The organism is Burkholderiales bacterium (assembly GCA_035543335.1).
Lineage (GTDB): Bacteria > Pseudomonadota > Gammaproteobacteria > Burkholderiales > JAHFRG01 > JAHFRG01.
Genome location: DASZZH010000029.1, coordinates 1 through 24,174, shown reverse-complemented (window position 1 = coordinate 24,174; position 24,174 = coordinate 1). Strand labels below are relative to the sequence as shown.

Here is a 24,174-nt window from a genome sequence, read left to right as displayed (position 1 = left end):
ATGAAGATACACGAATATCAGGGAAAGGAAATCCTGAGGAAATACGGCGTCGCCACGCCGCGCGGCATCGCCTGCTTTTCGGTTGACGAGGCGGTAAAGGCGGCGCAGCAACTTGGCGGCAAAGTTTGGGTGGTAAAAGCACAGATCCACGCCGGCGGACGGGGAAAAGGCGGCGGCGTCAAAGTGGCAAAGTCGTTCGATGAAGTCAAACAATACGCGAGCCGGATTCTCGGCATGCGTCTGGTGACACACCAGACCGGGCCCGAGGGGCGCCTCGTCAAGCGCCTGCTGATTGAAGAAGGGGCCGACATCAGAAAAGAACTCTACGTCGGCATGGTGGTGGACCGCGGTACACAACGCGTGGTGCTGATGGCAAGCTCGGAAGGCGGCACTGAAATCGAGGAAGTCGCGGCCAAGATGCCGGAAAAAATCCATAAGGTGTTCATCGACCCGATACAGGGACTAATCGACAAAGACGCTGAAGAGATAGCGCGCAAAATTGGCGTTCCGGAAGCTGCTGTGGCGCGGGCGCGCGATTTTTTCAAAGGGCTATACAAGGCGTTTGACGAAACTGATGCTTCCCTTGCAGAAATCAATCCGTTGATCCTGGCCGGCGATAACCGCGTGCTGGCGCTGGATGCGAAAATGAATTTTGACGGCAACGCGCTCTACCGACATCCGGAGATCGTGGCGCTGCGCGATCTTGATGAAGAAGATCCAGCGGAAATCGAGGCGTCGACACATGATTTATCCTACATTTCCCTTGACGGCAATATCGGTTGCCTGGTGAACGGCGCGGGACTGGCGATGGCGACCATGGATATTGCCAAGCTCTACGGCGGCTCGCCCGCCAACTTTCTCGACGTCGGCGGCGGCGCCACCATCGAGAAAGTCACCGAAGCATTCAAGATTATGCTGAAAAATCCCAAAGTGAAGGCGATTCTAGTCAACATCTTCGGCGGGATAATGAAATGCGACGTAATCGCCGAAGGCATCGTCGCCGCTGTGAAACAGGCGCATCTTAACGTGCCGCTGGTGGTGCGGCTGGAAGGCACCAATGTGGACGTGGGCAAGAAAATCCTTGCCGAGTCGGGATTGCCCATCATCTCCGGCACCAACATGGCGGATGCCGCGCAAAAAGTTGTGGCTGCCGCGAATAAAAAGTGAACGAGTGAACAAGTGAACGAGTGGAAAGGCAAAACCAATTTCACCTCATTTACCGCGCACAGCGCGATTCACTTTTCACCCGTTGTTTCACAAAGGAAGTAAATAAATGGCAATCCTGATTAACAAGAACACGAGAGTGATGACCCAAGGCATTACCGGAAAGACCGGGCAATTCCACACCCGCATGTGCCGCGACTATGCTAACGGCAAAAACTGTTTTGTTGCCGGGGTGAATCCAAAGAAGCCCGGCGAGGATTTTGAGGGCATACTGATCTATGCCACCGTCAAGGAAGCGAAGGAAAAAACCGGGGCGATGGTTTCTGTCATTTATGTTCCGCCGCCGTTTGCCGCGGTAGCGATAGACGAAGCGGTGGAAGCCGATCTCGATCTGGTGATTTGCATCACTGAAGGCATACCGGTGCGCGACATGATTCGCACCCGCTACAGGATGCGCGGCAAGAAAACCGTTCTCATCGGCCCCAATTGCCCGGGCGTGATCACGCCGGATGAAATCAAGATCGGCATCATGCCGGGGCACATTCATAAAAAGGGCCGCGTCGGCGTGGTGTCTCGCTCCGGCACGCTGACTTATGAAGCAGTTGGCCAATTGATGGAGCAGGGCTTGGGGCAATCCACTTGTGTCGGCATCGGCGGCGATCCGGTGAACGGCCTCAAGCACATTGATGTCATGAAGATGTTCAATGAAGATCCGGATACCGACGCGGTAGTCATGGTGGGGGAAATCGGCGGCACCGACGAAGAAGACTGCGCGCGCTGGGTCAAGGCCAACATGCACAAGCCGGTGGTCGGTTTCATCGCCGGCGTTACCGCGCCGCCTGGAAAGCGCATGGGGCATACAGGCGCCATCATTTCCGGAGGCAAAGGAACCGCGCAGGAAAAGTTGGCCGTAATGGAGGGGTGTGGGATAAAAGTTACCCGCAATCCCGCCGAGATGGGAAAGTTGCTGAAGTCAGTGCTCTAAAGGTCAACTTTCGGTGGAGGCTAACATTTCGCGAAGCGCAATGTTATGCCGGAACCAAAAGCTTATGGTAATGGAGGGGTGTGGGATAAAAGTTACCCGCAATCCCGCCGAGATGGGAAAGTTGCTCAAGGCAGTGCTCTAAGTTTGTAATAGTTTTATTAACTGTTTCTGCTTGCTGCTACCGCAAGTCGCTGCAAGGCACAAAAATATTCGTATAATTTGACAATGTAGCTTGAACTAGTACGTAGGCATGAAAACTAGGTGCGGAATCAAAGTTTTGCATCGAGAGGAGTGTTGATGGCAGGAGATAAGCCCGTAGGCAATCGCTCGAAACAGCACAGCGTGCGCGCTACGCCCAAGGGTCGTATCGTCGATTCTGCCGCGCTGGCGGAAGTACAGGCGCTGCTCGGCAATGAATCGCGTAGCCGCGATTTGCTGATCGAGCATTTGCACAAATTCCAGGACCGCTACGGCCATATCTCGTCCCGTCACATTGTGGCGCTGGCTGCCGAGATGAGGCTCGCGACCACTGAAGTTTACGAGGTCGCGACGTTTTATCATCATTTCGATGTCGTCAAGGAAGGAGAAAACACACCGCCCGCGTTGACCGTCCGCGTGTGCGATTCGCTTTCCTGTGAATTGGTCGGCGCGCAGCAGTTGATCTCCGAACTCAAGCGCACCCTTGGTTCCGAAGTAAGAGTAATACCCGCGCCCTGCGTTGGACGTTGTGAGCAGGCGCCGGTGGCGGTGGTAGGGCAAAATCCGCTGGCGCACGCCACCATAAGCCAGGTGCAATCCGCGGTTAACGCCAAGGCAAGCAAATGTCCGGTCTCTTCCTACATCGGCTACGAAGAATACCGCGAACATGCCGGCTATCAGTTGCTGTTGGATTGCGTAAAAGGTGATCACGAAGTGGAATCGGTGATCAAGATCATGGAAGACTCAGGATTGCGCGGCCTGGGCGGCGCAGGCTTCCCCGCCGGTCGCAAGTGGCGCATCGTGAGAGGCGAACCCGCACCGCGCTTCATGGCGGTGAACATTGACGAAGGCGAGCCCGGCACGTTTAAAGACCGCTATTACCTGGAACGCGATCCGCATCGTTTCCTTGAAGGCATGCTGATTGCGGCGTGGGCGGTGGAGATTCACGAAATCTACATTTATCTGCGCGATGAATACGCCGGCTGCCGCGAGATTCTCACCAAAGAGCTCGCCAGCTTAACTGCAAATCCTCCGTGCCAACTGCCTAAAATGCATTTGCGGCGCGGTGCCGGCGCCTACATCTGCGGCGAAGAATCGGCGATGATTGAATCTATAGAAGGCAAGCGCGGCATGCCGCGGCTGCGTCCGCCCTATGTCGCCCAAGTGGGCTTATTTGGCAGGCCAACGCTTGAGCACAACATGGAAACGCTTTATTGGGTGCGCGACATTCTGGAAAAGGGCGCGGAGTGGTTTTCCTCGCACGGCCGCCACGGCCGCAAGGGTTTGCGCTCGTTCTCGGTATCCGGGCGCGTGCAAAAACCCGGCGTGCATCTCGCGCCTGCCGGCATCACTGTGCGCGAGCTGATAGACGAATATTGCGGCGGAATGCTGCCCGGCCATGAATTTTATGCTTATCTTCCGGGCGGCGCATCGGGCGGCATTCTGCCGGCGTCCATGGGCAATATTCCGATGGATTTCGATACTTTTAACGAGTATGGTTGCTTTATCGGCTCGGCGGCGGTGATTATTTTGTCAGACAAGGACCGCGCTGCGGCCGCGGCGCGCAACCTTATGAAATTTTTTTCCGAAGAATCGTGCGGACAATGCACACCCTGCCGTGTCGGCACCGTCAAGGCGTTGAAGCTCATGAACGCGCCAAAATGGAACCAGGCGCTGCTCGAAGAACTCTCAGTAGCCATGGCTGACGCCTCGATTTGCGGCTTGGGGCAGGCGGCGCCCAACCCGGTGCGCTGCGTGATGAAATACTTTCCGAACGAAATCGTGTGACAGGCGGCAGGAGAAACCCATGAATGCGCCGATGGAGCAGGCCGTCAAACCGGAAGTGGTGGTGTTCAAGCTGAACGGCAAAACCGTCAGCGGCTACAGCAACGAAATCCTGATTGAAATCGCCAAGCGCCATGGCGTGGAAATCCCGCATCTCTGTTACCAGAAAGGCATGCGCCCTGACGGCAACTGCCGCGCATGCATGGTGGAAATTAAGGGTGAGCGAATATTGGCGCCTTCCTGCTGCCGTAATCCGAAGAGCGGCATGGAGGTGTTTTCCGACAACGAACGTGCACGCGCGTCGCAAAAGATGGTGTTCGAGCTTTTGCTCTCCGACATGTCGGAAACATCCTATACCCTGAATTCCGAGCTCGATCTGTGGGCGAAAAAACTCAAGGTCGGAAAACCGCGCTTCAGCCCGCGGCAGCAACCGGCCGCCGATGTTTCGCACCCCGCCATTGCGGTGAATCTCGACGCCTGCATCCAGTGCACACGCTGCCTGCGTGCCTGCCGCGAAGAGCAGGTCAACGATGTCATCGGCTACGCGTTCCGCGGCGAGCATTCCAAGATCGTATTTGACCTCGATGACCCGATGGGCATCAGCACCTGCGTGGCATGCGGAGAATGCGTGCAAGCCTGTCCCACCGGCGCGCTTATGCCCGCCCGGGGCGTGGGCATGCTCAAGCCGGACAAGACCGTGGATTCGGTTTGTCCCTACTGCGGTGTCGGTTGCCAGCTCACCTACCATGTCAAGGACAACAAGATTCTTTACGTGCAAGGGCGCGACGGCCCGGCCAATCACGGCCGGCTGTGCGTGAAAGGCCGTTACGGTTTCGATTACGTAAGTCATAAACAGCGACTCACCAAGCCGCTGATTCGCCGGCCGGGTTTTCCCAAGTCCGCCAATTTCGTGATGGATCCGGAAGACGTGCTGAAAGTCTTCCGTGAAGCGAGTTGGGAGGAGGCGCTGGAGCTCGCAACAGGCAATTTGAAAAAAATCCGCGATGCCCAAGGCCCGCAGGCGCTTGCCGGCTTCGGTTCGGCCAAGGGCTCGAACGAAGAAGCATATCTGTTCCAGAAGCTGGTGCGCACCGGCTTCGGCAGCAATAATGTGGACCACTGCACGCGCCTGTGCCACGCCTCCAGTGTGGCGGCGCTGCTCGAAGGCATTGGCTCGGGCGCGGTGTCGAACCAGGTCAGCGACGTTCTGAAAGCGGAAGTGGTGTTCGTGATCGGGGCCAATCCGACAGTGAACCATCCGGTGGCGGCCACCTGGATCAAGAATGCGGTGAAAAAGGGCGTGAAGCTCATCGTTGCCGATCCGCGCGGCTCGGAACTCGCGCGTCACGCGGCTTACTTCCTGCAGTTCAAACCCGACACCGACGTGGCGCTGTTGAATGCCATGATGCACACCATCGTGCGTGAAGGGCTGGTGAACGAGGAGTTCATCAAGAACCGCACCAGCGGTTACGAGGAACTGAAGAAAAACGTTGAAGGCTACAGCCCTGAAGCTATGGCGCCGATTTGCGGTGTTCCCGCCGCAACGATCAAAGAGGTGGCAAGGCTTTACGCTACCTCGAAAGGATCGATGATCTTCTGGGGCATGGGCATTTCGCAGCATGTGCACGGCACCGACAATGCGCGTTGCCTGATCGCGCTCTCACTGCTCACCGGCCAGGTGGGGCGTCCGGGCACCGGGCTGCATCCCTTGCGTGGGCAGAACAATGTGCAGGGCGCCTCCGACTCCGGGCTGATTCCGATGGTATATCCCGATTATCAGCCTGTGGACAACGCAAGCGTGCGCGCCGCATTCGAGAAACTGTGGGGTACCAAACTCGATCCCAAGCCGGGCCTCACGGTGGTGGAAATCATGAACGCGGTGCACGCCGGGCAAATCCGTGGCATGTACATCATGGGTGAGAACCCCGCCATGTCCGACCCTGATCTCAGGCATGCGCGCGAAGCGCTGGCCGAACTCGAGTGGCTGGTGGTGCAGGACCTTTTCCTCACTGAAACTGCGTACCTCGCCGACGTCATCCTGCCGGCTTCGGCGTGGCCGGAGAAAACCGGCACGGTCACCAACACCGACCGTATGGTGCAGCTCGGCCGGCAGGCGCTGGATCTTCCGGGCGAGGCAAAACACGATCTATGGATCATCCAGGAAATCGCGCGGCGCATGGGGCTCAACTGGAATTACCCGGGGCCGAAGGACGTGTTCAATGAAATGCGCAAGGCGATGTCTTCGATCGCGGGGATTACCTGGGAACGGCTTGAGCGTGATAGCTCGGTAACTTATCCGTGCGAGCACGAAGGCGATCCCGGCGAGCCGGTAGTATTTACCGACCGCTTCCCGACAGCAAACGGCCGCGGGCGGTTTGTGCCGGCGGATATCATTCCCGCCAACGAGCGGCCGGACCGGGATTATCCTCTGGTGCTGATTACCGGGCGGCAGCTTGAGCACTGGCATACCGGCAGCATGACCCGCCGCGCTGGCGTGCTCGATGCGATTGAGCCCGAACCGGTGGCTTCACTCCATCCTTTGGATTTGGATGCCATCAGCGTGCAACCGGGGGAAGTGATTACCGTGGAATCCCGGCGCGGGGAAATTTCGCTCTATGCGCGCGCCGACGACGGCACGCCGCGCGGCGTGGTGTTTATTCCCTTCTGCTTCTACGAGGCAGCGGCGAATCTGCTGACCAATCCGGCGCTCGACCCTGTCGGCAAAATACCAGAATTCAAGTACTGTGCGGTCAGAGTAAAACGTGGTGGGAGGAAGCCCGAGCACGCAAGTTTTGGTGGCGGACAAGTGCTCGCCATATAATTCGCCAGTAATTCGACCCGGGTTGAGCCATTCCCGCCATTGCAACCCGGCTTACCGGGTAAACCAGAACATGCCCTGCAAGCCGTCTTAATCATAAGCGGATTAGGGAGGAAAACCGTTTTTCAAAGAAAGGGTAGATACATGCTGACGGACATCGAAATCGCTCAAAAAGCCAGGATGCAGCGCATTACCCAACTGGCAAAGGGAAAACTCGGGATAGACGAAGAACATCTCGAGCCTTATGGCCACTACAAGGCCAAGCTTTCCCTGGATTTTGTTGACAGTCTCGCCAATAAGCCTGACGGCAAGCTGATCCTGGTGACTGCCATTACTCCCACCCCCGCGGGCGAAGGCAAAACTACCACTACCGTGGGGCTGGGCGATGCCTTGAATCGAATCGGCATAAAAGCGGTGATTTGCCTGCGTGAGCCTTCTCTCGGCCCGGTGTTTGGCATGAAAGGCGGCGCTGCGGGCGGCGGCTACGCGCAAGTGGTGCCAATGGAGGATATCAATTTGCATTTCACCGGCGACTTCAACGCGATTGGTTTAGCCAACAATCTGCTTGCGGCGATGGTGGACAACCACATCCACCACGGCAACGCGCTGGGGCTGGACGTGCGGCGCATCACTTGGCGGCGAGTGGTGGACATGAATGACCGCGCGCTGCGCGATATCGTGATTTCGCTGGGGGGTACGGCCAACGGTTACCCGCGCCAGGACGGATTTGACATTGTGGTGGCTTCCGAAGTGATGGCGATATTCTGCCTTGCCACTTCGCTGAAGGACCTGAAAAACCGCTTGGGCAACATCGTGGTCGGCTATACGCGCGAGCAGAAGCCGGTCAGGGCGCGCGAGCTCAATGCCCATGGCGCGATGACGGTGCTGCTTAAGGACGCGCTAAAGCCCAATCTGGTGCAGACGCTGGAGAACAATCCGGCGTTCATCCATGGCGGCCCGTTCGCCAACATCGCCCACGGCTGCAACTCGGTGATCGCCACCAGGACCGCGCTCAAGCTCGCCGATTACGTGGTGACCGAAGCCGGGTTCGGCGCCGACCTCGGAGCGGAAAAGTTCATCGACATCAAGTGCCGCAAGGCGGGGCTTAGACCCGATGCGGTGGTGATCGTCGCCACCATCCGCGCCCTCAAGTACCACGGCGGGGTAGATCGCGCTGACTTCAACAAGGAAAACCTGGCGGCGCTGGAGAAGGGCATCGCCAATCTCGAGCGGCATGTCAACAACGTGCGCAATCACTATGGGTTGCCGTGCGTGGTGTCGATCAACCGCTTCAATTTCGATACGCTGGCCGAGATCGAGCTGCTCAAACAGAAGATGGCGCACCACGAGGCGCCGGTGATCCTCGCCACGCACTGGGCCGACGGCGGCAAGGGCGCCGAGGAGCTGGCGCGCACCGTGGTCAATCTCATCGATAACGTCCCCACCGACTTCAAGTATATCTACGATGACTCGCTGCCGCTGTGGGACAAGATGAAGGCGATTGCCACCAAGATTTACGGCGCGGCGGACATCGCGGCGGACGCCAAGGTGCGTGCGCAGATCAAGAAGCTGCAGGAGGATGGCTACGGGCACTACCCGATCTGCGTGGCGAAGACACAGTACTCGTTCTCTGCGGACGCTAGCGTACGCGGCGCGCCGACCGGGTACACCGTCAATGTCCGGGAAGTCCGTCTCGCTGCCGGTGCTGAATTCGTGGTGATGATTTGCGGCGACATCATGACCATGCCGGGACTGCCCAAGGTGCCTTCCGCGGAGAAAATCGATCTTGATGATGATGGCAAAGTGGTAGGGTTGTTCTGATCCAGTATAATTCTTCGCGTCAGTGCGGGCGGGACCCACCGGCTCTTTCCTTACGTGGCGGCGACGAGCGGCTCGCCGGTCAAGCGTGCCAGCGCAGAGCTAGTCTAGAGGCAGCTGGAAATCGAGGAGGAAACGCGAATCATGGAATTCCTGAACGAGCTGCAGACCGCCGCGTTCTGGACCGGGTTGCTGGCCATCATCTGGGTCAACATCATCCTGTCGGGGGACAACGCGGTGGTGATCGCGCTCGCGGCGCGCTCGCTGCCCGCACGCCAGCAGACACAGGCGGTGATCTGGGGCGCCGGCGCGGCGGTGGTACTGCGGATCATCCTCACCATTGTCGCGGTCGAATTGCTCAAGCTGCCCTGGCTCAAGTTGATCGGCGGCGCACTGTTGCTGTGGATCGCGGTCAAATTGCTGGTGCCCGAGGACGGCGGCGAAGGCGACGTCGAATCGAGCGACAATCTGTGGGCGGCGATCAAGACCATCCTCATCGCCGATCTGGTGATGAGTCTGGACAACGTGGTCGCCGTGGCGGCGGTGGCCAAAGGCAGCATCGTGCTGTTGATCCTCGGGCTGGCGATCAGCATCCCGCTGGTGGTCTTCGGCGCGACCATTCTGATGAAACTCATGGGGCGCTTCCCGGTGATCGTCACGATCGGGGCGGCGCTGATCGGCTATGTGGCCGGCGAAATGTTGGTGACCGACCTGGTCGTGGTCGAGTGGTTCACGGCCAACGCCCACTGGATGATTGACATCGAAGTTTTTTCGATACTCGGCGCCAAGCTCGAACTGTCGGGTGCCGGGCTGATCGGCGCAGCCATCATCGTCGCGGTTGGCAAGTGGATAGGGAAGCGGGCGGCGAAGGAAGAAGGCATGGTGGACCTGGCGGTCGAGGAACAAAAGACCAAGGCGCCGCATTGACCCTGCGAGCGCTGTCGGCCTCAAGATCTGAATAAATTATCGGGAGCGATGCGGATGTTGAAAATGCTTGTGCCGGTGGACGGTTCGGAATCCTCGAGCCGTGCGGTTGACCAACTGATCAAGAAGTTCGGTTGGTACAAGGACGGGGTGGAAATACACCTGCTCAACGTCCAGCACCCGTTTCCCGCGCATGTGGCCTCCCATCTCGGGCACGACCAGGTGCAGCAGTACCACCGGGAGCAAGGGCTCGCCGCCTTGGCGGACGCGCGCAAGAAACTCGATGCCGCGGGCATCAAGTACCACTACCATATCGGGATAGGCGACGAGGCCGAGGTCATCTGCAAGTATGCGAAGGAAAAGGGGGTTGTCCAGATCTTCATGGGCACACGCGGCCTGGGTTCGGTATCCGGCCTGCTCCTGGGGTCTGTCGCCACCAAGGTGATCCACCTGACGGATTTGCCGGTACTGCTGGTGAAGTGATCGCGGAATGGGCGCCTTCGCCGATTATTGACGGAAGTTAAGAGTTTTAATCTGATGATGTATTATGGGAGCTACTCTCATAAAGATGTAAACTGTTCCCGTAAAAACGCGTTTAAAAATTAATGGAATATCCCTGCTCACCAAAAGGAGATCAAACATGAAGATGGGTTTTAAACAATTCGCAATGACGGTATTCATTGGCTGCGCCATGGCCTTGGCCATGCCCGCAGTGGCCTGGGAGCCGACAAAGACTGTCGAGTTTATCGTGCCGGCGGGTACGGGCGGCGGTGCCGACCAGATGGCGCGGATGATTGACGGCATCGTCAAGAAGTACGGCCTGATGAAGGAGTCCATGGTGGTGATCAACAAGGGCGGCGGCGCCGGAGCGGAAGGGTTCCTGGATGTTAAAGACAGCAAGGGCGACCCGCATAAGATCATCATCACGCTGTCCAACTTGTTCACCACGCCGCTTGCGACCGGTGTTCCGTTCAACTGGAAGGACCTCACTCCTGTCTCGATGATGGCGCTCGATCAGTTCGTGCTGTGGGTGAACGCCGATACGCCCTATAAGACAGCCAAGGAATACATAGAGGCGGTCAAGGCCGCCGGCCCCGGCAAGTTCAAGATGGGCGGCACCGGCTCGAAGCAGGAGGACGAGATCATCACCGTGGCGGTAGAGAAGCAGACCGGCGCCAAGTTCACCTACATCTCCTACAAGGGCGGCGGCGAGGTAGCGGTGCAACTGGTCGGCAAGCACGTGGATTCCACAGTCAATAATCCCATCGAAGCGGTCGCTCAATGGCGCGGCGGCAAGCTGCGGCCGTTGTGTGTATTCGACAACCAGCGCATGCCGTACAAAAACAAGATCACGGAAACCATGTCCTGGTACGACATACCTACTTGCAAGAGTTCAGGCCTCGATGTCGAATACCTGATGCTGCGCGGCATCTTCATGGCGGGCGGTGTCACCGAGGAGCAGCGCAACTTCTACGTCGATATGCTGAAAAAAGTGCGCGCCACGCCGGAATGGAAGAATTTCATGGAACAGGGTGCCTTCAACCAGACGGCGCTGCAGGGAGACGACTACAAGGCCTGGGTGACGCAGGAAGAGAAGCGCCACTATCAACTGATGAAAGAAGCGGGTTTCCTCGCCCAATAAGTTAACAAAACGCTTTTATCCAAAGCGTTGTTTTGCCCACTACCGGCCCTCTTGGTCGGGAGTGCGGTTTGGAAATCGGCCATGGAAAACGATAACAACCGGTCAGCTGGATCCGTGAAAACCGTAGAGGTCTGGGTGGCGGCCATCGTGCTGCTGTTCGGCGCATTGGTGGTCTACGACAGCTTCCGACTCGGCGCGGGTTGGGGGAATAGCGGCCCGCAGACCGGATACTTCCCGTTTTACATCGGCCTGCTCATTTGCGTCTCCAGCGCGGTAAACCTAGTGCTCGCTCTGCGCGACCGGGCGGGCGGATCAAAGTCGTTTGTCTCGCGAGAGCAGCTCAAGCTGGTCATGGTGGTGCTGGTGCCGACCATCGTTTATGTCGGCCTAGTCCGCTACCTTGGCCTGTACCTGGCCTCGACCCTCTACATCGCCTATTTCATGTGGTGGCTGGGCAAGTATTCCTGGGTGAAGATCGTGCCGGTGTCGTTGGGGGTGAGCGTGGCCTTCTTTCTGATTTTCGAGACGTGGTTCAGGTTGCCCCTGCCCAAGGGTCCGCTTGAAGCCGCGCTCGGTCTGAACTAGCTGGATCGAGACACGGTGGAAGAAATTACTGCGCTGATGCACGGCTTCGGGGTCGCGCTGTCCCCGTTTAACCTGATGCTGATGCTGATCGGCGTGGTACTGGGCATCATCATCGGCGTGCTTCCCGGCCTGGGCGGCGCCAACGGCGTCGCCATCCTGCTGCCTCTCACGTTCACCATGGCGCAGCAGCCCGGCGGCACCACTTCGGCAATTATCCTGCTATCGTGCATCTACTGGGGGGCGCTGTTCGGCGGCGCCATCACCTCGATATTGTTCAACATTCCGGGCGAGCCGTGGTCGGTCGCCACAACGTTCGACGGCTATCCGCTGGGGCAGCATGGCAGGGCCGGAAACGCGCTGACTGCGGCATTTACCTCGTCATTCGTCGGTGCACTGTTCGCCGTGATCGTGATCACGTTCCTATCGCCGTTGGTGGCGAAGTTCGCGCTCGCTTTCGGGCCGCCGGAATATTTCTCGGTCTATTTGCTGACCTTCTGCGCCTTCGTCGGCATGAGCGGGGGGAATGCGTTCAAAACTATCGCCTCAATGATGATCGGTTTCGCGCTCGCCGCTGTCGGCCTGGACAGTGTCACAGGCCAGTTGCGCCTGACCTTCGGCTTCACCGACCTGCTCAAGGGATTCGACTTCCTGATCGCGGTCATCGGGCTGTTCGGCATCGGCGAGATACTGCTCACGCTCGAGGAAGGGCTTGCATTCAAGGGCACCAGCGCAAAACTCAATCCAAAGGTTGTGTTCCAGACCTGGAAAGAGCTGCCGAAGTACTGGGTCACCAGCCTGCGTTCGTGCATCGTCGGCTGTCTCATGGGAATCGTACCGGGCGGCGCCACCCCCGCCTCGTTCATGAGCTATGGCTTGGCGAAGCGGTTCTCGAAGGACGGCCACGAGTTCGGCACCGGCAAGATCGAGGGCGTGGTGGCGCCAGAGACGGCGGCCCATGCCGCCGGCACCTCGGCGCTGCTGCCGATGATCACGCTCGGCGTACCCGGCTCTCCGACCGCTGCGGTGCTGCTGGGCGGACTGCTGATTTGGGGCCTGCAACCGGGGCCGCTGCTGTTCATTGAGCAGAAGGACTTCGTCTGGGGCCTCATCGCCAGCATGTACATCGGCAACATCGCCGGGTTGCTGGTGGTGCTTACCTGTGTGCCGCTGTTCGCGGCGATTTTGCGCATTCCGTTCTCGATCATCGCGCCGGTGATCATGGTGATCTGCGCCATCGGCGCCTACACCGTGCATAACTCGATGTTCGACGTCTACCTAATGGTGGTGTTTGGCGTGCTCGGCTATGTGTTCAAGAAGCTGGATTACCCGCTCGCGCCCCTAGTGCTGGCGCTGGTGCTCGGCGATCGCGCCGAGGAGAACTTCCGCAACGCCATCAAGGGATCGCAGGGCGACATGACTGTGTTCTTTTCGAACGGCCTGGTCGGCAGTCTCACAGGGCTGTCTCTATTCCTATTGTTCTGGCCCCTGATTTCGATGTTGTGGCGCAAAATCCGCGCTGCGGGGAAAGCCGGCGGAATTACCTAGCGAGCATGGATTGACGGTTTAAAGAAACCTGTCACCGGCGAAGCCGGGTGGTGAAAAACCCCCGGCTTTTTCGTTTCCAGATCTTCCCGTGTTTTTTCAGCCGGCTCTGGGTTTCCGGCGACAATGCGGTGGCGATTGCGCTCGCGGCTCGCCACATCGCCGGAGAAATGCGGGTGAGCGCTCTCTTGTTGAGCGACTAAATATAGTACTTGCACCGGGGCGCAACAGGTGCATGGTTTAACACAACTCACGGCAGAGCTTGATTGCCGTTTAGTGCCGGATTAATGTTTGATTTCTTTAAATTTTATCGTTTAGTGGTCGCGCTTTACGATGCAAAAAAACGTATACTTTACAAATGAATATCGTAAAATGTGTAAACTAAAACTTAAAAGCTTGCCTACAATATAAAAATAATAAGGAGTTCAGGGATGAGAAAAACCGCATTTTGGAAGGCTGACTGGTTCCTCGGGCTCATTGTTGCGATCGTGCTGATTTTCGCCAGCGGCAGCGATCTTATCCAAAGCCTGGAGCGCAAGGCCTATGACCTCGCTGTCCAGGCGTCCTCGCGCAGCCCCAGCGACAAAGTGGCGGTGATTGCGATTGACGACCAGAGTATCGCCAACATCGGCCGCTGGCCGTGGTCGCGCGAAGTGCACGCGAAGATGATCGATCTCCTGGCTTCCGCCAAAGCCAAGGTGATCGGCAACACGGTATTTTTTTCCGAGCCGCAGATCGACCCCGGCCTCGTCTACATCAGCAAACTCAACCAGGTCCTCGCCAATTCCGGCATAAAAAACAATACCGATCCCTCGGTACAACAGGAGGTGTCGCAAATCGAGACGCTGCTCAAAGAAGCGGAGCAGAACTTGAACAGCGACCTTAAGCTTAGCGAGAGCATTGCGCAGGCGAACAACGTGCTGCTTGCCATGCTGTTCCAACTCGGCGAGCCGCGCGGCAAGCCGGACCAGCCGCTGCCGGAATTCGTAGAGAAGAACGGGCTTTCCAACGTCGAGGGTAAAGTCGCCGCGGTGTTCGATGGTTTGCTGCCTGACCCCACGACCTCGGCGCTGATTCCGCTTGCCGAATTCGGCAAGAATGCGCTGGCGAAAAACGCCGAGGAACGCTACCAGACCGGCGCGGAAATGGCGCAAGCGCTCAAGCAATGCATGGCAAGCTGGGAAACCGTGGACATCACGATCTGAGAGAGTGCGCATGAATTTGAGCAAGGCGCTGGAAGTCGCGACGGCCACCGATCCCGGAATGGTGCGCATGCTCAACGAGGACAGTATCGCGGCGGATGACGCAAGCGGATTTGTTATCCTCGCCGACGGCATGGGAGGGTATAATGCCGGTGAAGTGGCCAGCGGGATTGCCACCGCTATGCTCGGCGCCACGCTTAGACAGGCGCTGCAGACGACGGATCCGGGGCAGATCGAGCCGGCGAGCGGCGAGCCGATGGCGGTGAAAATGTTGAAAGAGCACATCGCCGGCGCCAACACCTCGATTTACCAGGCGGCAAAAAGCCAACCGCTGTATGCGGGCATGGGCACCACGCTGGTGGCAGGGCTGTTTTATGATAATCGCGTAAGCGTGGCGCACATCGGCGATTCGCGGCTGTACCGCCTGCGCGGAGAAGAATTCAAGCAGATCACACGGGATCATTCGCTGTTGCAGGAACAAATTGACTCCGGCATGATTACCGAGGAAATGGCGAAGCTGTCGCAGAACAAGAACCTGGTGACGCGCGCCCTGGGGATCGACCCCGAAGTCGAACCGGAGATTCATACTTACGAAGCGCTGCCGGGCGATATTTACTTGCTATGTTCGGACGGCTTGAGCGACATGGTGGAGGACGAAGAACTGCATCTGGCGTTGATGGGCCTGCAGGCGAATCTACCGCTCGCCTCGCAGCAGCTGGTGCAAATAGCCAACGACAACGGCGGGCGCGATAATGTGTCGGTGATTCTGGTACGGGTCTTGCGTGATTTCCCGGCCAAAGCCGACTGGTTGAACAAATTAATATCATGGTTTAAGTAAGAGAAGGCGGGAGATTATGGCGAAGTTGATTCTCAGTATGGACGGCTTAGTGTTGAAGGAGATTCCTCTTGCCAAGGAGCGCACGACCATAGGCCGCAAGCCGAGTAATGACGTCCAGATCGACAATTTGGCGGTCAGCGGCGAACATGCGGTCATCGTCACCATACTCAACGACTCGTTCCTCGAGGATCTCGGCAGCACCAACGGCACGCTGGTCAACGGCAATCTGGTCAAGAAGCATTTCCTCCAGAGCAACGATGTGATTGAGCTCGCCAAGTACAAGCTCAAATACGTGAACGAGCAATCCGCCCAGGCATCGGCTGAGGATTATGAAAAGACCATGGTGATTCGTGCCCCGGCCAAGCCCAAGGCACCGGAGCCGATGCCGGCGCCGGCAAACTTGCAGGCCACCCAGCAGCAAGCACTGGATACCGTCCCCGGCGCGGCCAAGGCTCCAGAAGCAAAGGAAACCAAACCTACCGCGCCCGAGGCCAAGCCGGCAGAATCCAAGTCTGCCGACCCCAAACCCGCAGAAGCCAAACCGGTCGAAGCCAAGCCCGCCGAACTCAAACTGGCGGAGCCAAAACCTGCGCCTGCCGCCGCCAAGCCGGTTGAGCCGCTGAAACCCGCGCCCGAGTTCAAGCCTGCGCCCGCCGCCGCACCCGCAACGCCGTCCAAACCGGTCCAGCTTGCCACGATTCAGATTCTCACCGGCCCGAGCGCGGGCAAGGAGCTGGATTTGACCAAGAGTCTCACCACCTTGGGCAAGCCGGGGGTGCAGGTGGCGGTGATTACACGCCGGCCGCAGGGGTATTTCATCACCCATGTGGAAGGTGTATCGTTTCCCGTGGTAAATGGCAAGACTCTGGATGCTCAGGCGCACCCCCTCAATGACCACAACATCATCGAACTGGGGGGCGTGAAAATGGAATTCTTTTACAAAACCGCCTGAGCTGCCAAAACCTGAATAGAGGGGGGCGGATGAGCGCAGCACGGCAGGACAGTGCAGCGCGGGGTGCAACGCAATCGCAGAAACCCGCGCTGGCGAAAAGTCGGGCTGGCGGATGAAGCGTTCACTCGTTCGTTTCTGCGCCCACTCTCGGGTCTGTTTGCCATCCCTTCCTGATTGTAGCGATTCACAAGCCCTCTTTTCCATGGCTGGAAAGGGAGCGGCGTGAATTTAAACCCGAATCTGAAAAAGCACGGGGTGCGCATCGGCATCGGGCTAGCGCTCACGCTGCGCTTCCTCGGCTACACGGCGAGGCCGAAGATCGGGGATTTCACTTTTGAGCTTAAGTTTATCGACCAGCTTGATGCCATCATTTATGATGCACGGCTCAGGCTCACCATGCCGCGCACGGTGGAGGAGCGCATCGTGATTATTGACATCGACGAAAAAAGCCTGGCCGAGGAAGGCCGCTGGCCATGGCGGCGCGATCGTCTGGCACTCCTCGTTGACAAGCTGTTCGACCGCTACGGTGCCGCAGTGGCGGGCTTTGACGTGGTGTTCGCCGAGCGGGACGAAAGCTCGGGCCTTAAGGTGCTCGAGAATCTCGCGCAGAAGCAGTTAAAGGACGTTCTACAGTTTCAGAATGCTCTGGCACAGTTCAAGCCGCAGCTTGAATACGACCGGATTTTCGCCGCCAGCCTGAAAAAACACCCGGTCATCCTCGGTTTTTATTTTTCCAACGATGAAGTCGCCGGCAAATACGCGGCGGTGAACAGCCTGCCGCCGCCAGTGCTGCCCGCCGGTACGTTCACGGGTAAAAGGATTAATTTTGTCTCGTGGAACGGCTACGGCGCGAACTTGGCAGAATTGCAGACTGCCGCTGCCGGCGCCGGAATGTTCAACCCCCTGACCGATTTCGACGGGGTGAACCGGCGCGTGACGATGCTCTCCGAAAACAAAGGTGCGTACTACGAGCCGCTCTCGCTCGCGGTGCTGCGCGTGCTGCACGGCAACCCCAAGGTCGAGCCCGACTACCCCGTGGAAAAAATTTGGAGCCCGGACTATTCCGGTCTCGAAGACATCCGGATCGGTCCGATCCGGATACCCGTGGACGAGAACGTCGCGGCGCTCGTGCCCTACCGCGGCCCGCAGGGGAGCTTCAAATACATTTCCGCGACTGATGTGCTAAATGACCGGGTGGACAACGCCGCCTTGAAGGACAAGATCGTCCTGGTCGGCACTACCGCCCCTGGGCTCAAAGACTTGCGCTCGACGCCGGTGGCCGGGGTGTATCCGGGTGTGGAAATCCACGCGAATCTCATTGCCGGCATGCTCGACGGCAACATCAAGCAAAGGCCGCCCTATGTGCTGGGCGTTGAAGTGGTGTTGCTGCTGTTGACCGGCGTGGCACTGGCGGTCTTGATGCCGCTGTTGAACCCGCTGCGCTCGCTGATTTTCACCCTTTGCGTGCTGATTTTTGTGGTCACTACCAACGTCATTGTCTGGCATTACGGCAACCTCGTGCTGCCGATGGCGAGCGGGCTGTTGCTGATCCTGTCGCTGTTCGCCCTCAACATGTCCTACGGCTATTTCGTGGAAACGCGCAGCAAGCGGCAATTCACCGAGCTGTTCGGCCAGTACGTGCCGCCGGAACTGGTGGACGAGATGAGCAAAGACCCGGAACGCTACAGCATGGAAGGCAGAAGCCAGGAGCTCACCGTATTGTTTTCCGATGTGCGCAACTTCACCTCGATTTCCGAGGGCCTGGAGCCGAAAGAACTCACGGCCTTCATTAATGAATATCTCACCTCGATGACCCGCGTCATCCGCTCGCATCTCGGCACGCTGGACAAATACATCGGCGATGCCATCATGGCGTTCTGGGGCGCGCCGGTGAACGATCCGGAGCATGCGCGCCACGCGGTGATTACCGCGCTGGAAATGCAGCAAACGGCCCAGCGATTGCGTGAGCAGTTCAAGCTGCGCGGCTGGCCTGAAATCCGCATCGGGGTCGGCATCAACACCGGCATCATGGTGGTGGGGGACATGGGTTCGGTGGTGCGCAAGGCCTACACCGTGATGGGCGATTCGGTGAACCTGGGCTCAAGGCTGGAAGGCCTGTGCAAGGAATACGGCGCGTGGATCATTCTGAGCGAAATGACCAAGAACGCGGTTCCCGGCATCGTTTACCGCGAGCTCGATCGGGTAAGGGTGAAAGGCAAGGATGACCCGGTAAGCATTTACCAGCCACTCGGCCTGGAAGGGCAGGTGGACAAGGCCGTGCTGGATGAACTGAATCTGGCCCAGCAAGCGCTGAAGCTTTATCGTGCACAGAACTGGGACATGGCGGAACTGCAGCTCATCAATCTGCAGAAAATAGGTTCAAATGCCACACTCTACGAACTGTTGTGGAGCGCATCAAATGGCTCCGCGCCCGCCGCCCGCCTGGAACGGCGTTTGGGTGTTTGAAACCAAATGAGGGAACCTAGAGTAGATTAGTTGGCGGAGCGGGGCTAAAATCAGCGAAAGTCACCCAGCTTGCCAGGATACGGTAAAACAGTTCATGAAACTTAAAATATTGGGTTGCAGTGGCGGCATAGGCGGGCAGTTGCATACCACCTCGATGCTGCTCGACAACGACATCCTGATCGATGCCGGCACCGGCGTGGGCGATCTCAGCATCAAGCAGCTTTCCCGTATTGATCATGTGTTTGTCTCACATTCACATCTGGATCATGTAGCCATGATCCCGTTTCTGGTGGACACGGTGGGCTGCATGCGCAGCAAGCCGATCGCGGTGCACGCGACGCAGGCCACGCTGGAAATCATCAGGCAGAATATCTTCAACTGGAAAATCTGGCCGGATTTTACCCATATTCCCAGCCCGGAAAAACCCTACCTGCGTTACCAAAGCATCTTTGTAGGCAAAACCATTGAGATGAAGGGTCGCAAGATCACGCCGTTGCCCGCCAATCACACGGTGCCAGCGGTGGGTTTTCACTTGAACAGCGGCAAGGGCAGCTTGGTGTTTACCGGCGATACCACCACCAATGACGAGTTGTGGGAGGCGGTGAACAAGATAAAAAACCTGCGCTACTTGATTATCGAGACCGCGTTTTGCAACCGCGAGCAAGATTTAGCGATCGCTTCCAAGCATCTGTGTCCGAGCATGCTGACGGAGGAGTTGGCGAAGCTGCACCGCCCGACGCAGATTTTCATCACCCATTTGAAACCCGGCGAAATCGAGCTCATCATGCGCGAGGTCGAAGAATACGCGGGCAAGTACAATCCTAAGATGCTGAAAAACAATCAGGTTTTTAAGTTTTAGGCGGATATCGCGCCGTGAAGAAATGAGGTTTGAGCCATGAGTACGGTATTTCAAGCAAAACCGACAACCCAGGACGTTCTCACCGAGAAGCTGAATTTCACTCGAAAACTGCAGGCGGCGACTAACAAGATTCACGCCACCAGCAATATCGACGAAATCATGCTGGAGGTGAGCCAGGACATTTGTTCCCTGTTCAACGCCGACCGTCTCACTATCTACACCATGAGCGAAGACAAAACGTACATCGTCTCCAAGGTGAAAACCGGCCTTAATTCGTTCAAGGATCTGAAGCTGCCGGTATCCGAGCGAAGCATTGCGGGTTATGTGGCGCTGGCCAAAAAGCGGGTCAACATCAAGGATGTTTACGACGACAGCGAGCTGAAGACGTTGAGCCCGCATTTGAACTTCCTCAAGGAGGTAGACAAGCGTACCGGCTATCGCACCAAGCAGATGCTGGTGACGCCGGTGATGGACGTCGGCAGCAACGATCTCATCGGCGTGGTGCAGATCATCAACAATAAGGCGGGTGTGCCGTTTCCACCGGTGATGGAAGAGGGTGTGACGCTGATTTCCGAGACGCTTGCCATTGCCCTCAAGCAGCGCCAGCAGCCGCTGCATAGGGTGCGCACCAAGTACGATTACCTGGTCGCGGACGCGGTGATTTCGGCGGAAGAATTCGAACTCGCAACCCGTTCGGCGCGCAGGAAAAGCATAGACATTGAAGATGTGCTCATCGACGAGTTTCAGGTGAAGCTGCCTTCGCTGGGGCAGTCCCTGTCGAAATTCTTCCAGGTGCCGTACGAGCCGTTCAAGCCCGACCGGATGAAGCCCGCAGACTTGCTCAAGAACATGAAACGCGATTTCGCTCAAAGCAGCCAGTGGGTGCCGATTGATGAAACGCCACAGGGGCTGGTGATACTCACGACCGATCCGGAGCGCGTCAAGGGTTCGCGGGTGGCGAACAATGTTTTTCCCAAGCACAAGCTGATTTACAAGGTGTGCACCAATCGCGAGTTCATCAGCACGCTGGATGCGTTTTACGGCGCCGGTGGCATGGATCCGACCTCGATAGGCGATCTGCTTTCGGGCATGGATGAGGGAAGCGAAGGCGGCGGAGAAAGCGCCTCAATGGATGAGGCCTCTGCCGCGGAGGACAACGAACTGGTCAAGCTCGTCAACAAAATCATCGTTGATGCCTACAACCAGGGCGCGTCCGATATTCATGTCGAGCCTTATCCGGGCAAACACAAGACGCTCGTCCGTTTCCGCAAGGACGGCACGCTGGTGCCTTACATCGAAGTTCCGCCGAGCTACCGCAACGCCCTGATCGCGCGAATCAAAATCATGTGCGACCTGGACATCTCGGAAAAGCGCAAGCCGCAGGACGGCAAGATCAAATTCAAGAAATTTGGTCCGCTCGACATCGAGCTGCGGGTCGCGACCATCCCCTCGCAGGGTGGAGTGGAGGATGTGGTGATGCGGATACTCGCCGCAGGCGAGCCGATTCCGCTGGAAAAACTCGGTTTAAGCGAGCGCAACCAGAAAAACTTGAAGGACTGCATCATCAAACCCTATGGGTTGTTCTTTGTGTGCGGCCCGACCGGTTCCGGCAAGACCACCACGCTGCACTCGGTGCTGGGCTATCTCAACACCCCGGAAACCAAGATCTGGACCGCGGAAGACCCGGTGGAAATCACCCAGAAAGGCCTGCGCCAGGTGCAAATGAATCCCAAGGCAGGGCTCAACTTCGCCACGGCGATGAGGGCTTTTTTGCGCGCCGATCCGGACATCATAATGGTCGGCGAGATGCGCGACAAGGAAACTGTCTCCATCGGCATCGAGGCGTCGTTAACCGGCCACCTGGTGTTTGCCACCTTGCACACCAACAGTGCGCCGGAGTCCATCGTCCGGCTGCTGGACATGGGCATGGACCCGTTCAACTTCGCCGACGCGCTGCTGGGAGTGCTGGCGCAGCGCCTGGCCAAGCAGCTCTGCTCCAAATGCAAGCGGGACTACGTTCCTGATCAGGACGAATTGAAAGCCCTGCTCACCGGATACTGCGAGGAGCTCAGGAATACCGAACAGTGGAAGAAAGACCCGAAAGGCGCGTACGAGCTGGTTTACAAGGAGTGGGTCAAATCCTTTGGCAATGACAAGGGGCAGTTTACCCTTTATCAGGCGGTGGGTTGCGAGGTGTGCAACGACACCGGCTATAAGGGCCGGGTCGGCTTGCACGAACTCTTGGTCGGCACCGATCCCATCAAGAAGCACATCCAGGAACATGCCCGGGTGGCGGAAGTGCTGGCGACGGCGCTCAACGAAGACATGCGCACCCTCAAGCAGGACGGCATCGAAAAAGTGCTGCAGGGCATCACCGATATTCACCAGGTCAGGGCGGTTTGCATCAAGTAACGCCCTGGATTTTACGGAGGAACGGCAGAGGGTGAAAGTGTTGACTTCTGATGATTTGCTGCAGCGGCTGGAAGAGCTAAACCGCGTCGGCGTATCCTTGTCCAAGGAAAAGGACATCAACCGCCTGCTGGAGAACATCCTGATCGCAGCGAAGAATATCGTCAACGCCGATGGCGGCACGCTGTACCGGATGGTGGACGAGCGCAATCTCAAGTTTGAGATCATCCGCACCGATTCTCTCAACATCACCATGGGCGGCACCACCGGGCTGGAAATTCCTTTCTACCCGGTCGCGCTCTACGACGGTGCCGGCAAACCCAACAATTCGATGGTGGTGGCTTATGCAGTGCTGCATGACCAAACCGTCAACATCGCCGACGCCTATTCCGAGCAGGGCTTCGATTTCACCGGCACCAAGAATTTCGACAAGAAAACCGGATACCGCTCGAAATCGTTTCTTACCATCCCGATGAAGAATCATGAGAACGAGATCATCGGCGTGCTGCAGCTTATCAATGCCAAGGACCGGGCGAGCGGCGAGATCATCGCTTTTTCCGCGACCGATCAGCAGCTGGCCGAGTCGCTGGCTTCGCAGGCTGCGATCGCGCTCACCAACCGCCTGCTGATCAGCCAGCTGGAGAACCTGTTTGAATCCTTTATCGGGCTCATCAACACCGCGATCGACGAGAAATCGCCCTATACCAGCGGCCATTGCGCGCGGGTTCCGGTGCTGACCATGATGATTGCGGGTGCTGTCAACAAAACCGAGACCGGTCCGCTCAAGAGTTTTCACATGAGCGAAAAAGACCACTACGAGCTCAAGATTGCGGGGCTTTTGCACGACTGCGGAAAGGTGACGACGCCGGTGCACGTGGTGGACAAAGCCACCAAGCTGGAGACCATTTACGACCGCATCAACCTGATAGACACGCGCTTCGAGGTGCTCAAGCGGGATGCCGAAATCGAGTTGCTGAAGGCAAAACAGCAGGCAGGAAAAGATCGTGATGCGATCACCAAACTCGAGACCGGATACCGCAGCCGCATCAAGCAGCTGGACCAAGACCGCGAATTCCTGCGCAAAACCAATATCGGTGGGGAATTCATGAATGAGGAGCTGCTGCAACGAGTAAGAAAGATCGCTGCCTATTCCTGGGCTGGCATTGATGGCAAGCAGGCGAATTTCCTCACCGATGACGAAGTGGAAAACCTGAGTATTGCCAGAGGCACGTTGACCGCGAAAGAGCGCGAGATCATCAATAACCATGTGGTGGTCACCATCAAGATGCTAGAAGCGCTGCCGTGGCCGAAGCACTTGCGCAAGGTGCCGGAATACGCCGGCGGCCACCACGAGCGCGTGGATGGCAAGGGTTATCCGCGTGGCCTAAAGCGCGAGCACCTGTCGATGCAGGCGCGCATCATGGGCATTGCCGATATTTTCGAGGCGCTCACCGCCAAGGACCGGCCGTACAAGGTGGGCAAGACGCTTACCGAATCGCTCAATATCCTGGGCAGGCTCAGGCTCGACGGCCACATTGACTCGGATCTCTTCGAGGTGTTCGTGCGGGAAAAAGTCTATCTCGAGTACGCCCGACAGTTTCTCGACCCGGCACAGATCGACGAAGTGGATGAGTCGAAAATCCCCGGCCACATGCCACTTAGCGCTGCATGACGCGCCTTCAGCTGACATAAATCGGTAGTTTCTGCCCGATCTTGCCAACACCGGCCCCGTACCGTATTTGGACATAAAGGCTTTTCAGGCCTGACAGCCTGGCATGCGATTTGCTCTAGTTATGACTGCAACAAGTTGTCGTGTTTTAGTCGTAAATTCTTAATAGGAGCTATTTTTATGAAACACCTGCAAAAAGGCTTTACCTTGATTGAGCTGATGATCGTGGTAGCGATCATTGGTATTTTGGCGGCGGTGGCGATTCCAGCCTACCAGGATTATACCGCGCGTGCCCAGGTCGCTGAAGCGGTGGAACTG

The 24,174-nt window shown here is 57.6% G+C and carries 19 protein-coding genes; all 19 read left to right on the top strand.

Going from position 1 to position 24,174, the window contains the following annotated elements:
• Complete coding sequence (gene sucC, locus VHE58_08500; GenBank protein HVS27320.1) at positions 1–1,167, top strand: ADP-forming succinate--CoA ligase subunit beta; 1,167 nt, start codon at positions 1–3, stop codon at positions 1,165–1,167.
• 106 nt (positions 1,168–1,273) lie between these two features.
• Complete coding sequence (gene sucD, locus VHE58_08495) at positions 1,274–2,149, top strand: succinate--CoA ligase subunit alpha (GenBank protein HVS27319.1); 876 nt, start codon at positions 1,274–1,276, stop codon at positions 2,147–2,149.
• Between the two features lie 297 nt (positions 2,150–2,446).
• A complete protein-coding gene (locus tag VHE58_08490; protein HVS27318.1) occupies positions 2,447–4,135 on the top strand; it encodes an NAD(P)H-dependent oxidoreductase subunit E in 1,689 nt (562 codons plus the stop codon).
• A gap of 19 nt (positions 4,136–4,154) precedes the next feature.
• On the top strand, positions 4,155–6,953 hold the full coding sequence (gene fdhF / locus VHE58_08485) for a formate dehydrogenase subunit alpha (GenBank protein HVS27317.1): 2,799 nt from the start codon (positions 4,155–4,157) through the stop codon (positions 6,951–6,953).
• Positions 6,954–7,094: 141 nt separating this feature from the next.
• Positions 7,095–8,771, top strand: a complete 1,677-nt coding sequence (locus tag VHE58_08480) for a formate--tetrahydrofolate ligase (protein ID HVS27316.1) — start codon at positions 7,095–7,097, stop codon at positions 8,769–8,771.
• Positions 8,772–8,912: 141 nt separating this feature from the next.
• On the top strand, positions 8,913–9,695 hold the full coding sequence (locus VHE58_08475; GenBank protein HVS27315.1) for a TerC family protein: 783 nt from the start codon (positions 8,913–8,915) through the stop codon (positions 9,693–9,695).
• Positions 9,696–9,749: 54 nt separating this feature from the next.
• Positions 9,750–10,175, top strand: coding sequence for a universal stress protein (locus VHE58_08470; GenBank protein HVS27314.1), 426 nt, complete (start codon positions 9,750–9,752; stop codon positions 10,173–10,175).
• Between the two features lie 184 nt (positions 10,176–10,359).
• The gene (locus VHE58_08465) at positions 10,360–11,334 is read left to right on the top strand and encodes a tripartite tricarboxylate transporter substrate-binding protein (protein HVS27313.1); all 975 of its coding nucleotides are present in this window, start codon (positions 10,360–10,362) and stop codon (positions 11,332–11,334) included.
• A 114-nt stretch (positions 11,335–11,448) separates the two neighbouring features.
• Positions 11,449–11,919 (top strand): tripartite tricarboxylate transporter TctB family protein, encoded by a 471-nt coding sequence (locus VHE58_08460; GenBank protein ID HVS27312.1) that lies wholly within the window; start codon positions 11,449–11,451, stop codon positions 11,917–11,919.
• Positions 11,920–11,934: 15 nt separating this feature from the next.
• A complete protein-coding gene (locus tag VHE58_08455) occupies positions 11,935–13,464 on the top strand; it encodes a tripartite tricarboxylate transporter permease (GenBank protein HVS27311.1) in 1,530 nt (509 codons plus the stop codon).
• Between the two features lie 47 nt (positions 13,465–13,511).
• Complete coding sequence (locus VHE58_08450; protein ID HVS27310.1) at positions 13,512–13,664, top strand: hypothetical protein; 153 nt, start codon at positions 13,512–13,514, stop codon at positions 13,662–13,664.
• Between the two features lie 228 nt (positions 13,665–13,892).
• Positions 13,893–14,666: a CHASE2 domain-containing protein gene (locus VHE58_08445; protein HVS27309.1), complete on the top strand. Its 774-nt coding sequence runs from the start codon at positions 13,893–13,895 to the stop codon at positions 14,664–14,666.
• A gap of 10 nt (positions 14,667–14,676) precedes the next feature.
• Positions 14,677–15,501 (top strand): Stp1/IreP family PP2C-type Ser/Thr phosphatase, encoded by an 825-nt coding sequence (locus tag VHE58_08440; GenBank protein ID HVS27308.1) that lies wholly within the window; start codon positions 14,677–14,679, stop codon positions 15,499–15,501.
• A 16-nt stretch (positions 15,502–15,517) separates the two neighbouring features.
• On the top strand, positions 15,518–16,453 hold the full coding sequence (locus VHE58_08435) for an FHA domain-containing protein (GenBank protein ID HVS27307.1): 936 nt from the start codon (positions 15,518–15,520) through the stop codon (positions 16,451–16,453).
• Between the two features lie 222 nt (positions 16,454–16,675).
• Positions 16,676–18,919 (top strand): adenylate/guanylate cyclase domain-containing protein, encoded by a 2,244-nt coding sequence (locus VHE58_08430; protein HVS27306.1) that lies wholly within the window; start codon positions 16,676–16,678, stop codon positions 18,917–18,919.
• A gap of 94 nt (positions 18,920–19,013) precedes the next feature.
• The gene (locus VHE58_08425) at positions 19,014–19,778 is read left to right on the top strand and encodes a 3',5'-cyclic-nucleotide phosphodiesterase (protein HVS27305.1); all 765 of its coding nucleotides are present in this window, start codon (positions 19,014–19,016) and stop codon (positions 19,776–19,778) included.
• Between the two features lie 36 nt (positions 19,779–19,814).
• Entirely contained in the window at positions 19,815–22,190 is a 2,376-nt protein-coding gene (locus VHE58_08420; protein ID HVS27304.1) for an ATPase, T2SS/T4P/T4SS family, read from the top strand.
• Positions 22,191–22,221: 31 nt separating this feature from the next.
• On the top strand, positions 22,222–23,859 hold the full coding sequence (locus VHE58_08415) for an HD domain-containing phosphohydrolase (GenBank protein HVS27303.1): 1,638 nt from the start codon (positions 22,222–22,224) through the stop codon (positions 23,857–23,859).
• A gap of 177 nt (positions 23,860–24,036) precedes the next feature.
• Positions 24,037–24,174 (top strand): pilin (locus tag VHE58_08410; protein ID HVS27302.1); only part of this gene is annotated, 138 nt, incomplete at its 3' end.

What these genes read in the sequence shown, in the direction of transcription:
- VHE58_08475 (HVS27315.1), top strand. Translation starts at nt 8,913, where the DNA reads ATGGAATTCCTGAACGAGCTGCAGACCGCCGCGTTCTGGACCGGGTTG.
- sucD (HVS27319.1), top strand. Translation starts at nt 1,274, where the DNA reads ATGGCAATCCTGATTAACAAGAACACGAGAGTGATGACCCAAGGCATT.
- fdhF (HVS27317.1), top strand. Translation starts at nt 4,155, where the DNA reads ATGAATGCGCCGATGGAGCAGGCCGTCAAACCGGAAGTGGTGGTGTTC.
- VHE58_08445 (HVS27309.1), top strand. Translation starts at nt 13,893, where the DNA reads ATGAGAAAAACCGCATTTTGGAAGGCTGACTGGTTCCTCGGGCTCATT.
- VHE58_08490 (HVS27318.1), top strand. Translation starts at nt 2,447, where the DNA reads ATGGCAGGAGATAAGCCCGTAGGCAATCGCTCGAAACAGCACAGCGTG.
- VHE58_08435 (HVS27307.1), top strand. Translation starts at nt 15,518, where the DNA reads ATGGCGAAGTTGATTCTCAGTATGGACGGCTTAGTGTTGAAGGAGATT.
- VHE58_08470 (HVS27314.1), top strand. Translation starts at nt 9,750, where the DNA reads ATGTTGAAAATGCTTGTGCCGGTGGACGGTTCGGAATCCTCGAGCCGT.
- VHE58_08440 (HVS27308.1), top strand. Translation starts at nt 14,677, where the DNA reads ATGAATTTGAGCAAGGCGCTGGAAGTCGCGACGGCCACCGATCCCGGA.
- VHE58_08425 (HVS27305.1), top strand. Translation starts at nt 19,014, where the DNA reads ATGAAACTTAAAATATTGGGTTGCAGTGGCGGCATAGGCGGGCAGTTG.
- VHE58_08420 (HVS27304.1), top strand. Translation starts at nt 19,815, where the DNA reads ATGAGTACGGTATTTCAAGCAAAACCGACAACCCAGGACGTTCTCACC.
- VHE58_08480 (HVS27316.1), top strand. Translation starts at nt 7,095, where the DNA reads ATGCTGACGGACATCGAAATCGCTCAAAAAGCCAGGATGCAGCGCATT.
- sucC (HVS27320.1), top strand. Translation starts at nt 1, where the DNA reads ATGAAGATACACGAATATCAGGGAAAGGAAATCCTGAGGAAATACGGC.
- VHE58_08465 (HVS27313.1), top strand. Translation starts at nt 10,360, where the DNA reads ATGACGGTATTCATTGGCTGCGCCATGGCCTTGGCCATGCCCGCAGTG.